This window comes from Isoptericola sp. NPDC057559 (assembly GCF_042801555.1).
GTDB lineage: Bacteria > Actinomycetota > Actinomycetes > Actinomycetales > Cellulomonadaceae > Isoptericola.
In genome coordinates, this window is the sequence record NZ_JBHVFQ010000014.1 from 102,977 (window position 1) to 113,904 (window position 10,928).

Here is a 10,928-nt window from a genome sequence, read left to right on the forward strand (position 1 = left end):
GCATGATCCTCCAAACCGCCTGGTGATCAGTGCGCGACCAGGCGTCGTACGGCCCTCTCGACCAGGGTCACCCCGCCTCAGCGCGTTCGCCGCCCGCCCCCGCGGAACAGGGCTCGTAGGTTCGTCGTGAGCGCCCGCTGCAGAAGCTCCGTCCCGGCGGGCGTCGTGACCGTCTGCGTGGGGAACCACCGGCCGCGCCGCTCGACCCTGCCGTCCAGGTACGCGTGCGCCACCGCGAGGAGCTCGTCCAGCGACTCCGCGATTTCGTCGTCGTCGGGTTGCATGGTCGGGATGACCAGGAGGAAGCGGCCGTCCACGTCCAGCCTGAACAGGTGGTCGCCCGATGTCCTGACCCGCGCCCACCGCTCCGGCTCGTCCACCCGCCAGAGCCGGGCGACGGCCTCGTGGTCGCGGGTCGTCACCTGGCGCTCCAGACCCGGGAGGTCGTCGGTCGCCGACCGCAGGTACGCCTCGATCTCGGTCAGGTTCACCGGACGGTCGCCCGCTCGCCCCGCGCCATGTCCAACCGGTCGAGGAACCAGTCGACCTGGTCGCGCAGGACGGCGATCTCGACCTCGCCCTGACCTGTCACCCCGCGGAAGACGGCGCAGTCCGGGTCGACGGCGAACGACTCCCGGAACGACGGCGTGCGCGGCGCGCCGTCGAGCCGGACGACGTGCACGAGCGTCGAGTGCCGCGCGAGACGGCCGGCATCGACCTGCCAGCGGCCGTGCGTCCAGCGGGACGACAGGCCGGGCAGGCTCCCCTCGACCACGCGCAGCCCGGCGTGGATCCGCCCCCGTGCCTGCAGTCGCCGCCTCCGGCGCCGGCTCCACGGCTCAGCGATCGCGCTGCCGACGGCGTCGCCGATCAGCTCACCGACCGCCTCGACGATCACTCCCAGCATGTGTCGCGCCCTTCGGACCACCGACGTCGCGCGCCCTGCGCGGCGGCCACACGGTAGCCCCCTCGACGGCCGCGACGACTTCCTCGTCGCCCCGGATCATCCGTTCGGCGGAACTTTCACCCGTCGTCCGGTGGCGGGGTCGGGCGCCCTTACACTCGGAACGCACCCCGGCTCCCGCCTCCTGCGCGGTCCGGACCGCAACGTCGCAGGTCGAGCGGGTGCATCCCCCCTTTCGGCTGCGGTGTCCGCGGCCGCAGTCCCGCCTGCCGAGGAGTGATGCATGCCGCGCACCCGTCCGTCGTCCTTCGCCACGCCCGCCCGGTTCGCCGTGGTGGGCCTCGCCGTCGCCGTCTGCGTGTCGGGCTGTGCGACGTCGGCGGGCACGGGCGGGGCGGCGGACGTGGACGACGGGAGGCGGGTGGTGCTCGCCGACGCGCAGCCGCTGGGCGGCTACAACCCGGTGAACGGGTACGGGGAGCTGGGCGTCTCGCCGCTGTACGACGGGCTGCTGCGCCCGCGGTCGGACGGCGACGACAGCCTGCCCGCGCTGGAGCCTGCGCTGGCGGCGGAGGCTCCCGTCGCGTCCCAGGGCAGCACGGTGTGGGACGTGACGCTGCGCGAGGGCGTGACGTTCTCCGACGGCACCGCGTTCGACGCGGCCGACGTCGTCGCGACGTACCGGGCGGTGCTCGACCCGGCGTCGGCGTCGGAGGTCGCGGGCGCGTTCCGCATGATCGCGGACGTCACGGCCACCGACGACCGGCACGTGCGGTTCACGCTCACGCACCCGTACTCGTCGTTCCCGTCGCGGCTCACGCTGGGGATCGCGCCGTCGGAGCGGCTCGACGGCGGCCCCGCCCGCGACTCGACGCTCAACACCGAGCCCGTGGGCACCGGCCCGTACCGGCTGACGCGGCTCGACGCCGGACAGGCGGTGTTCACCGCCGACCCGGACTACTGGGACGGCGCCCCACAGGTCACCGAGCTGGTCACCCTGTACCTGCCGGACGACAACGCGCGCGCCCAGCGCGTGCGGGCGGGCGACGTCGACGGCACGGTGCTGCCGCCGGTGCTGGCGGCGTCGTTCGAGGGCCGGCCGGGCCTGCGGGTGCAGTCGGTGCGGACGGCGGACTGGCGCGGCATCTCGCTGCCCGCCGACAACCCCTTCGCGAGCGACCCGGCCGCGCGCGAGGCCATGAACCTCGCCGTCGACCGGGACACGATCGTCGACGGCGTGCTCGCCGGGCACGGCAGCCCCGCCGCGACGCCGGTCAGCGCCGTCTACGGCGACGCCTTCGACGCCGGCGCCGCCTTCCCCTTCGACCGCGCCCGGGCCGAGCGCCTGCTCGACGACGCCGGCTGGCGCACCGGTGCGGACGGCGTCCGCGCCAAGGACGGCGAGCGGGCCGCGTTCCCGCTCTACTACCTCGCGTCGGACAGCCTGCGCCGCGACATGGCGGCCGCGTTCGCGGCGGACATGGCCGAGGTCGGGATCGACGTGACGCTGCGCGGCGCCGACTGGCCCGAGACGGACGAGCACCTCACCGACGGCGCGGTGCTGCTGGGCGGCGGCGAGCGCCCGTACGACCTCGACACGCAGCTGTTCGACGTCCTCCACACGCGCGCGAAGGACACCTCCCCGTACGACAACCCGGGCGACCTCGAGATCCCCGGCGTCGACGCGCAGCTCGACCGCGCCCGCGCCAGCCTCGACGACGACGAGCGCACCGCCGCCTACCGGGCCGTCCAGGAGGCGTACGTGCGCCACCCGACGCACGTGTTCCTCGCGTTCGTCGAGCACACGTACGTGGCGCGCGACGACGGCGCCGACGGTCCCGGCTGGGACCGCGGCCCGCTGGTGCTGGAGCCGCACGCCCACGGCGTCTCCTGGGGGCCGTGGTGGGACGTCGCCGGCTGGCGGCGGTGAGCGTCGAGTGAGGGCCGGAGTCCTCGCCCGGCGGTCGCGCGACCTGCGCCGCGTGACGCTGCGCGCCGTGGCGTTCGGCGTGCCGGTGCTGCTCGTGGTCTCCGCGCTGGTGTTCGTGCTGGCCGAGCACTCCCCGCTCGACCCGCTCGCCGCGTACCTCGGCGCCCGCTACCAGGACACGTCGGCCGCCGACCGGGCCGCGCTGAGCGCCACCCTCGGCCTCGACGCGCCTTGGTGGCAGGGCTGGCTGGGGTGGGCGGGCGACCTGGTGCACGGCGACCTGGGCTGGTCGCGCGTCGACACGATGCCCGTCACCGAGGTGCTCGCCCAGCGGGTCGGGTGGACGCTGCTGCTGTCCGGGACCGCGCTGGTGGTCGCCCTCGTGCTCGGTGTCGGGCTCGGCGTGCTGGCCGGCACGCGCCCGGGCGGGCGGCTCGACGGTGCGCTGACCGGCCTCGCCGTCCTGCTGCAGTCGGTGCCGCCGTTCGTCCTCGCGCTCGGCGCGGTGCTGGTCCTCGCGGTCATGCTGCCGGTGGCGCCGGCGGCCGGGGTCGCCGAGCCCGGCGCCCTCCCCACCGTCGCGGGGGTGGCCGCGCACCTCGCGCTGCCCGCGTCGGTGCTGGCCGCCACGATGCTGCCCTGGATGCTGCTCGGCGTGCGGACGGCCGCCGCCCGCGCCGTCACCTCCGACGCCGTCCGCGGCGCCCGCGCCCGCGGCCTGCCGCCGTCCGTGGTCGTGACGCGGCACGTGCTGCCGGTCTCGCTCGGCCCGCTGGTGATGGTCGTGGGCGCGCGCGTGCCCGATCTCGTCGTCGGGGCGGTGCTGGTGGAGGAGGTCTTCGGCTGGCCGGGGATCGCCGGGGCCGTGGTGTCGTCCGCGCGGGCCCTGGACCTCGCGCTGCTCGCTGCGCTGACGGTCGCGACGACGGCCGCCGTGCTGGTCGGCTCGTACCTGGCCGACGTCGCGCAGCTGCTGCTCGACCCGCGGGTGGCCGTCGATGCGTGACGCCCGTCGGTTCCTGCCGCCCGCCGTGCTGCTCGGCGTCCTCGTCGCCTATGCCGTCGTCGTGCCGCTGCTCGCGGGCCCGACGACCGTGGACTTCGCCGCGACGCTCCGGCCACCGAGCCTCGCGCACCCGTTCGGCACGGACCACTCCGGGCACGACCTGTTCGCCTGGGTGGCCCGCGGGCTGCGCGTGTCGCTGGTGATCGCGCTCGGGTGCGCCGTCGTCGCCGTCACCGTGGGCGTGGCCGTGGGCGCGCTCGCCGCCTCCCGCGGCGGCCTGGTCGACGCCGTCGTGATGCGCGTGACCGACGGCGTCAACGCGCTGCCGCACCTGCTGCTCGGCATCGTCGTCGTCGCCTTCTTCCCCGGCTCGCTCGTGGCGGTCATGGCGTCGATCGCCGTGACGCACTGGCCGCAGGTGGCCCGCGTCGTGCGGGCCGAGATGCTCGCCGTGCGGTCGTCGGCGTACGTCGACGCCGCCTACCTCGCGGGCGCCGGGCGGCTCCAGGTGGCCCGCGAGCACCTGGTGCCCGCCGCGACCCCGCAGGCGCTCGTCGCGCTGGTGATGCTGGTGCCGCACGCCGTCTGGCACGAGGCCACGCTGAGCTTCCTCGGCCTCGGCCTGCCGCCCGACCGCGCGAGCCTCGGCACCCTCCTGGAGGTGGCGCGCGGCGACGTGCTCACCGGCGCGTGGTGGACCCTCGCCTTCCCCGCCGCCGTCCTGGTGCTCGCCACCGTCGCCGTGTCCGGGCTGGGCCGCGCGTGGCAGGGGGCCGGCCATGGCGCGTGAGCGAGGGGACGGCGCGACGACGGCGGCCGGGCCGGCCGTCCGGGTGCGCGGGCTGACGCTCCGGCTGCCCGCCGGCGACAGGTGGGTGCACGCGGCGACCGACGTCGACCTCGACCTGCGCGCGGGCGAGATCACCGCGCTGGTGGGCGAGGCCGGCTGCGGCAAGTCCGTGCTCGCCGCGTGCCTGTGCGGGCTGCTGCCGGCGGGCGCGCGCGCCACCGGCTCGGTCCGCGTCCTGGGCGCCGAGCTGCTCGGCGCCCCCGAGCGACGCTGGCGGCGCGTGCGCGGCCGGGTGGTGGGGCTGTCGCTGCAGTCCGGGGCGTCGTCGTTCACCCCCGTGCGGACGCTCGGCGCGCAGCTCGCCGAGACGCTCGCGGCGGTCGCCCCGCGGGCGGGGGGTGCGGCGTCGGGCGTGCCGGAGCTGCTGGCGCGCGTCGGGCTCGACCCGGCCGACGCCGCCCTGTACCCGCACGAGCTCTCCGGCGGGATGGCGCAGCGCGCCGGCCTCGCCGGGGCCCTCGCCGGCGACCCTGACGTGCTCCTCGCCGACGAGCCCACCGCCGGCCTCGACCCCGCGCTCACGGCGCGCATGCTGCGCCTGCTGCGGGCCGTGGCCGACGACGGCACCGCCGTCCTGCTGGTCACCCACGACCTGCAGGCGCTGGAGACGACGGCCGTCGCCGACCGGCTCGCCGTCATGTACGCCGGCCGGGTCGTGGAGGAGGGCGCCGCCGCCGACGTGCTGCGCGCGCCGCGCCACGACTACACCGCCGCCCTGCTCGGGGCGCTGCCGTCGCGCGGACTGGTGCCGATCCCCGGCACCCCGCCGGAGCTGACCGACCTCGACCCCGCCACGTCGTTCGCCGACCGGTTCCGCGCCCGGACCCGCGCGTCGACCCTCGCCGCCCTGACTCCGGAGGTGTCCGATGGCGCTCGTCGCTGACGGCGTGAGCTGCTGGTACCCCGGCGCCGCGCCGCCCGAGCACGCCCGCCGGGTGCTGGACCGGGTGAGCATCGCCGTCGAGCCGGGGCGCATCGTCGGGCTGACCGGGCCGTCGGGCGCGGGGAAGTCGTCGCTGGGGCGCATCCTGTGCGGGCTGCAGCCGGCGCAGGAGGGCGCCGTCCTCGTCGACGGCGAGCCCGTGCCCACCCGGCGGGGCCGGATGACCGGCGCGGTGGGGCTGCTGCACCAGTCGCCCCGTGCGGCCACCAGCCCGCGGCTGCCCCTCGGCGCGATCGTCGCCGAGCCGCTGCCGCGCGGCGACCGTGGCACCCCCGACGGGCGCGCGCGGGTCGTCGCGGTTGCCCTGCGGGTGGGCCTCACCCCCGACCTCCTGACCCGGCTGCCGGCGCAGGTCTCCGACGGCCAGCTCCAGCGGGCCTGCCTGGCCCGCGCCCTGCTCGCCGCCCCGCGCTACCTGGTGGCCGACGAGCCCACGGCCATGCTCGACGCCGCCACCACCGCCGCCGTCGCGCAGGTGCTGCGCGACCTCGCGGCGGCCGGCGCCGGCGTGCTGCTGGTCTCCCACGACCACCCGCTCGTCGACGCGCTCGCCGACGAGCGGGTGCAGCTGCCCCGGTGACGTAGCGATTCGTCGTCGTCCCAGGCGCTGACGGCGACGAATCGCGACGTCACCGCCAGCCGCCGGCCTGCCGCGGCCCCGAGACGGCGTAGGCCGCGAGCGCCAGGCAGGCGGCGGCGAGCACCGCCATGACCACCCGGTAGTCGACCGCCGTGATGAGGTACGCGCCGAGAGCGACGCTCCCGATCTGCGGGCCGGTGGTGAGCACCTCGAACGCGGCGAACACCTTGCCCTGCTGGTGGTCGGCGGTGCGCTGCTGCAGCAGCACGAGGGTCGCGACGACGAGCAGCGTCGACCCGCCGCCCACCAGCACCGCGCCGACGGCGACCGCGACCGGGTGCGCCACCAGCCACAGCCCGCAGCCCACGCCGAACAGCAGCAGCGACAGCGCGGTCGCCCGCAGCGCCCCTGCCCGGCCGACGGCGCGCGCGGCGAGCAGCCCGCAGGCGACGGAGCCGAGCCCCATCACGGTGGCGAGCGGCCCCATCCACTCGGCGGACGCGCCGAGCCCGTCGGTGACCAGCGCCCAGCGCAGCGACTCGCTGGTGCCGGCCACCGCCATGAAGACGCACCCGACCACGGTGAGCCGGCGCAGCGGCGGGTCGGCGAACAGGGCCCGGAAGCCGTCGAGGAAGGTGGCGAGGAAGCTGCCCGTGCCCTCCGGGCGACCGGGCGCGGCCCGCCACGGCAGCCGCGCCAGGAGCAGGGCCGCGACGAACGACGTCACCGAGTCGACGAGCACCACGACCTGCGGTCCGGCGACCACGAACAGCCCTGCCCCGACCGCCGGCGACACGAGCTTGAACGCCGCCAGGCAGCTGCGCAGCAGCCCGTTGACGGCGGGCAGGTCGTCGGGGTCCGCGAGCTCGGTGAGCTGGGCCGACTGCGCCGGCTGGATCCCCATCGAGACCAGCCCGCCCAGGAACATCACCAGGTAGACGAGCCACACCTGCCCGGCCTCGGACACGAGGAGCAGCGGGAGGACGACGACGCCGCCCACGACGTTCAGCACGACGAGCGCCGTCCGTCGCGGGACCCGGTCGACGACCGCCCCGGCGAGCGGGGCCACCAGCGCGGGCAGCAGGGCGAACAGGAACGTCAGAGCGGCGCCCGAGCTGCTGCCGGTGAGCTTCTGCACCCAGATGCCCGCGGCCAGGTAGAGGATCGAGTCGCCGAACGACCCGATCAGGTGCGCGGCCAGGTACGTGCGGTAGCCGCGCTGGCGCAGGAGCGCCCCGGCGCGGCTACCCATCGGCGTCGTCCGCCCCCGGCACCGCGAACAGGACGACCTCGACGCGGCGGCTGCCCTCGGGGCGGGCGTCCGCGTCCCGGAGCCGGCCGCCCACCCGGTCCCGGTAGAACGTGAGCAGCCGGTCGAGGCCGGCGGACAGCTCCGCGAGCTCCTGCCGCGTGAGGTACATCGGCGAGCGGGACGTCGTGGACGCCTCGTCCCAGGCCCGCTCGCGGGGGTCGGCCAGCGTCATCGCGCCCCGCCGCGCCCGCCCGAGGAAGTCGTCGAGGATCGACTCGTACATGGACGCCTCCGTGCCCTCCTGGCGCAGCAGGTGCCACGGCACACGGAACCGCGCCTCGGTCAGCCGCCAGGTGCGGCGGCGCCCCGGGCCGGTCTCGTGCTCCTCCACCAGCCCGTACCGCGCGAGCTGCCGCAGGTGGAACGAGCAGGTGGTGGCGGTCTCGCCGATCGCCTCGCCAGCCTCCGTCGCGGAGAGCGGGCCGGGCAGGAGCGCGTCGACGAGCTTGAGCCGGACCGGGTGCCCGAGCGCGCGGAGGGTCTGCGCGTCGGCGGTGTGCTGGTCGGGGTGCCGGTCGGGGTGCGAGGACATGCGGTGAGGCTAGGAGCGCCGCCGGCGCCGCTCCAAAGGGCGCTCTCGAGAGAGCTCTCTCGAAGACTCAGGAGCGTCGACGTCGCGATAGGTCGTCGTCCCGAACGCGGACGGCGACGCATCGCTACGTCACCGCGGCACCCGGCGAGTACGGTCGGGCCGGTGACCCCCACCACGACGGCGCTCGTCCTCGCAGCGGCGGTGCTGCACGCGGTGTGGAACGTGGCCGCGAAGCGGGTGGACGGCGACTCGCGCGTGTTCGTGTGGCTGTACGGCACGGCGTCGGCGGTGCTGTGGCTGCCGGTGGGCCTGGTGGTCCTGGCCCGCGACGGCTGGCCCGACCTGGGCGCGCTGCTCCTCGCCGGCGCGGTCTCCGGGGTGCTGCACAACCTCTACGGCGTGGCCCTCAACACCGGCTACGCGCGCGCCGACCTGGGGGTCGTCTACCCGACGGCGCGCGGCACGGGGCCGCTGCTGACGATGTTCGTGGCGCTGGTGGTGCTGGGCGAGCACGTGGACGCGGTCAACGTGGTCGGCGGCCTGGTGGTCGTCGCCGGCGTGGCGGTGGTGGCGAGCTCGGGCGCCTCCGGGGTGGACGCCTCGCGGGGCCTCGCCGGCGTGCGCTGGGGCGTCGCCACCGGCGCCGCGATCGCGGCGTACACGCTCTGGGACGGGCACGCCGTCACGACGCTCGCCCTCGACCCGGTGGCCTACTTCGCCTGCAACGCCGTGTGGCAGTCGCTCACGCTGGCGCCGATCCTGCGCGACCGCGGCCGCCGCGCCGAGGCCGCACGGATGGGTCGCCGGCACCTGCGCGAGATCCTGCTGGTCGCGGTGCTCTCGCCGCTGGGCTACATCCTCGTGCTGGTCGCGATGCAGACGTCCCCGGTGGCGCTGGTGGCGCCGGCCCGCGAGTCGAGCATCGTCGTGGGCACGCTGCTCGCGTGGTGGCTGTTCAAGGAGCCCCGGCCGGCGGTGAAGATCGTCGGGTCGCTCGTCGTCGTCGCGGGCATCGCGCTCCTCGCGCTCTGACGCCCCGGCCGACGCCGTACCCGGTGCCGGTTCGGTGCCGGTTCCGGTCGCGGAGCCGGCACCGAGTCCTACGTCGGGCGGCCGACGAGCGGCCGCCACCGCGCCCACGTGGCGTCGACGACGGCGTCCGCCTCGTGCGCGTGCCGGGCGAGCACGCGGCCGAGCGCGCCGGGGCCGGCGAGGAGGGTCTCGCCCTCGCCGTCGGCGGCGTCGGGCCGCACGCCGAGCAGCAGCACGGACGCCACGACGCGGTGCGCGCCGACGACGCCGGGCGAGGAGGCGAGCCACCGGTCGCGCAGGTCGAGGTCCTCCACGAGCAGCGGTCGGCCGTCGAGCCGGGCCCGGAACCGGGACCGCAGGGGGCCGCCGCCGGGCTCGTCCGCCCGGCCGAGCACCAGCGTCTCGCTGATGATCGCCCGGGCGCCGGCGGCGAGCTCGACGGCGGTGCCGCGCTCGACGTCGGCGCCCGCGGTCACGACGAACGGCGCGCCCTTCCACACGAGCGCCCCGCCCTCGGCGACCGTGGCGTGCACGGCCCAGGACGCGCCGTCGCCGCCGCGCACGTCGTACGCGACGACGCCGGACGGCTCGATGAGCTCGAGCACGACACCCGCGCCCACGCGCAGCTCGACCCGCACGTCGTCCCCCGCGAGGAGCAGGGCGAACGTGCCGACCAGCGCCACGCGGGCGAGCGGGCCGTCGACCAGCACCGGCCGCGGGCGCAGGTGCACGCTGCCGACGAGCTCGACGAGGCGCGCCCGCCCGCCGACGAGCTCGACGGTGACCCGCGCGGCACCCGCCGAGCCACCCGCCGAACGACTCGCCGAGCCGTGGTCGGCGCCGGTCGACGTGCTCACGCGTGTGCGTGCGTGGTGCCGTCCGCGTGCGTGTGCGGCGCCATCGGGCCCGGGTCCTGCGCCACGTGGTCGCCCGCGCGGAAGCTGCGCAGCACCTCGCGCGCCCAGTCGCCCAGGCGGGTCACGGTGTCCTGGTCCCGCTGGCTGAGGGCCAGCACGGGGCGGCCGTCGCGGGCCGCGGTCGCGTCGGCGACCATCTGCTCGGCGTCGACGCCGACGTACGGGGCGAGGTCGGTCTTGTTGACGACCAGCAGGTCGGCGCGCTCGATGCCGGGGCCGCCCTTGCGGGCCACGTCGCCGCCGCCGGCGACGTCGAGCACGAAGATCTGCGCGTCCACCAGCGCGGGGCTGAAGGTGGCGGTGAGGTTGTCGCCGCCGCTCTCGACGACGACGAGGTCCAGCGGCGCGAACCGCTCCTCGAGGTCCTCGACGGCCAGCAGGTTCGGCGTGACGTCGTCGCGGATGGCGGTGTGCGGGCAGGCGCCGGTCTCGACCGCGTGGATGCGCTCGACGGGCAGCACGCCGGCGGAGCGCAGGTAGCGCGCGTCCTCGTCCGTGTAGATGTCGTTGGTGACGACGGCCATGCTCAGCTCGTCCGCGAGCTCGCGGCACAGCGTGGCGAGGATCGTGGACTTGCCGACGCCGACGGGGCCGGCGACGCCGAGGCGCAGGGCGCGAGGACGGGTGTGGCTGTGGTTCTCAGGCAACGAAGATTCTCCTGGTTCGGTGGTGGTGGGCCAGCGACCAGCCCTCCGCCTGGGGGGCGGTGGTCGCCGGGAGGTCGTCGGGGTGCGGGACGGCGACGGCGGCGCGCACGAGGGCGGCGACGTCGGCCTCCGCGGCGAGCACCCAGGCCGCCGCGTCCGCCGGGTCGCCCGGGGAGAGCTTGAGCGCCGCGGACGCCACGGCCTGCGCGTCGTCGTAGAGACTCGCCCGCGCGGTCGCCTCCTCGTCGACGCCGAGGGCGGCGGCCACGCACCCG

General features: G+C 76.6%; 13 protein-coding genes. 6 read left to right on the top strand and 7 right to left on the bottom strand.

All coding sequences use genetic code 11. The annotated features are described in order from the left end of the window. Positions 1 to 77: 77 nt before the first annotated feature. Positions 78 to 491 (bottom strand): hypothetical protein, encoded by a 414-nt coding sequence (locus tag ACFU5J_RS14375; protein ID WP_430573812.1) that lies wholly within the window; start codon positions 489 to 491, stop codon positions 78 to 80. Continuing rightward, the gene (locus ACFU5J_RS14380) at positions 488 to 907 is read right to left on the bottom strand and encodes a hypothetical protein (protein WP_430579161.1); all 420 of its coding nucleotides are present in this window, start codon (positions 905 to 907) and stop codon (positions 488 to 490) included. The genes ACFU5J_RS14375 and ACFU5J_RS14380 overlap by 4 nt, the downstream gene beginning before the upstream one ends. A gap of 280 nt (positions 908 to 1,187) precedes the next feature. Between ACFU5J_RS14380 and ACFU5J_RS14385 the strand changes: the two genes are divergently transcribed. From ACFU5J_RS14385 to ACFU5J_RS14405, 5 genes are read left to right on the top strand one after another with little or no spacing between them, the layout of a single operon-like run. After that, positions 1,188 to 2,834, top strand: coding sequence for an ABC transporter substrate-binding protein (locus ACFU5J_RS14385; RefSeq protein ID WP_430579162.1), 1,647 nt, complete (start codon positions 1,188 to 1,190; stop codon positions 2,832 to 2,834). Positions 2,835 to 2,841: 7 nt separating this feature from the next. Next, positions 2,842 to 3,840 carry an ABC transporter permease gene (locus ACFU5J_RS14390; protein WP_430579163.1) on the top strand — a complete coding sequence of 333 codons (999 nt, stop codon included), beginning with the start codon at positions 2,842 to 2,844 and terminating at the stop codon, positions 3,838 to 3,840. After that, positions 3,833 to 4,630 carry an ABC transporter permease gene (locus ACFU5J_RS14395; protein ID WP_430579164.1) on the top strand — a complete coding sequence of 266 codons (798 nt, stop codon included), beginning with the start codon at positions 3,833 to 3,835 and terminating at the stop codon, positions 4,628 to 4,630. Before ACFU5J_RS14390 ends, ACFU5J_RS14395 begins: the two co-directional genes overlap by 8 nt. Then, positions 4,620 to 5,573, top strand: a complete 954-nt coding sequence (locus ACFU5J_RS14400; RefSeq protein ID WP_430579165.1) for an ATP-binding cassette domain-containing protein — start codon at positions 4,620 to 4,622, stop codon at positions 5,571 to 5,573. Before ACFU5J_RS14395 ends, ACFU5J_RS14400 begins: the two co-directional genes overlap by 11 nt. After that, a complete protein-coding gene (locus ACFU5J_RS14405) occupies positions 5,557 to 6,213 on the top strand; it encodes an ATP-binding cassette domain-containing protein (protein ID WP_430579166.1) in 657 nt (218 codons plus the stop codon). Before ACFU5J_RS14400 ends, ACFU5J_RS14405 begins: the two co-directional genes overlap by 17 nt. 49 nt (positions 6,214 to 6,262) lie before the next feature. Here the strand turns inward: ACFU5J_RS14405 and ACFU5J_RS14410 are convergent, their stop codons facing one another. Both ACFU5J_RS14410 and ACFU5J_RS14415 read right to left on the bottom strand, forming a co-directional pair. Then, on the bottom strand, positions 6,263 to 7,465 hold the full coding sequence (locus tag ACFU5J_RS14410; RefSeq protein WP_430579167.1) for an MFS transporter: 1,203 nt from the start codon (positions 7,463 to 7,465) through the stop codon (positions 6,263 to 6,265). Then, a complete protein-coding gene (locus ACFU5J_RS14415; RefSeq protein ID WP_430579168.1) occupies positions 7,458 to 8,057 on the bottom strand; it encodes an ArsR/SmtB family transcription factor in 600 nt (199 codons plus the stop codon). The genes ACFU5J_RS14410 and ACFU5J_RS14415 overlap by 8 nt, the downstream gene beginning before the upstream one ends. Positions 8,058 to 8,219: 162 nt before the next feature. On the opposite strand from ACFU5J_RS14415, the gene ACFU5J_RS14420 reads away from it, so the two are divergent. Next, a complete protein-coding gene (locus ACFU5J_RS14420; protein WP_430579169.1) occupies positions 8,220 to 9,089 on the top strand; it encodes an EamA family transporter in 870 nt (289 codons plus the stop codon). A 68-nt stretch (positions 9,090 to 9,157) separates the two neighbouring features. Here the strand turns inward: ACFU5J_RS14420 and ACFU5J_RS14425 are convergent, their stop codons facing one another. The 3 genes from ACFU5J_RS14425 to ACFU5J_RS14435 form a co-directional block, all read right to left on the bottom strand. Further along, entirely contained in the window at positions 9,158 to 9,946 is a 789-nt protein-coding gene (locus ACFU5J_RS14425; protein WP_430579170.1) for an urease accessory protein UreD, read from the bottom strand. After that, positions 9,943 to 10,653 (bottom strand): urease accessory protein UreG, encoded by a 711-nt coding sequence (ureG, locus tag ACFU5J_RS14430; RefSeq protein ID WP_430573801.1) that lies wholly within the window; start codon positions 10,651 to 10,653, stop codon positions 9,943 to 9,945. Before ureG ends, ACFU5J_RS14425 begins: the two co-directional genes overlap by 4 nt. Continuing rightward, on the bottom strand, positions 10,646 to 10,928 hold a 283-nt coding region (locus tag ACFU5J_RS14435; RefSeq protein ID WP_430579171.1), incomplete at its 5' end, for an urease accessory UreF family protein. The genes ureG and ACFU5J_RS14435, both read right to left, overlap by 8 nt.

Excerpts from the sequence above, each read along its gene's own strand:
- ACFU5J_RS14410 (WP_430579167.1), bottom strand. The coding sequence starts at position 7,465 with ATGGGTAGCCGCGCCGGGGCGCTCCTGCGCCAGCGCGGCTACCGCACG.
- ACFU5J_RS14380 (WP_430579161.1), bottom strand. The coding sequence starts at position 907 with ATGCTGGGAGTGATCGTCGAGGCGGTCGGTGAGCTGATCGGCGACGCC.
- ACFU5J_RS14415 (WP_430579168.1), bottom strand. The coding sequence starts at position 8,057 with ATGTCCTCGCACCCCGACCGGCACCCCGACCAGCACACCGCCGACGCG.
- ACFU5J_RS14405 (WP_430579166.1), top strand. The coding sequence starts at position 5,557 with ATGGCGCTCGTCGCTGACGGCGTGAGCTGCTGGTACCCCGGCGCCGCG.
- ACFU5J_RS14400 (WP_430579165.1), top strand. The coding sequence starts at position 4,620 with ATGGCGCGTGAGCGAGGGGACGGCGCGACGACGGCGGCCGGGCCGGCC.
- ACFU5J_RS14395 (WP_430579164.1), top strand. The coding sequence starts at position 3,833 with ATGCGTGACGCCCGTCGGTTCCTGCCGCCCGCCGTGCTGCTCGGCGTC.
- ACFU5J_RS14385 (WP_430579162.1), top strand. The coding sequence starts at position 1,188 with ATGCCGCGCACCCGTCCGTCGTCCTTCGCCACGCCCGCCCGGTTCGCC.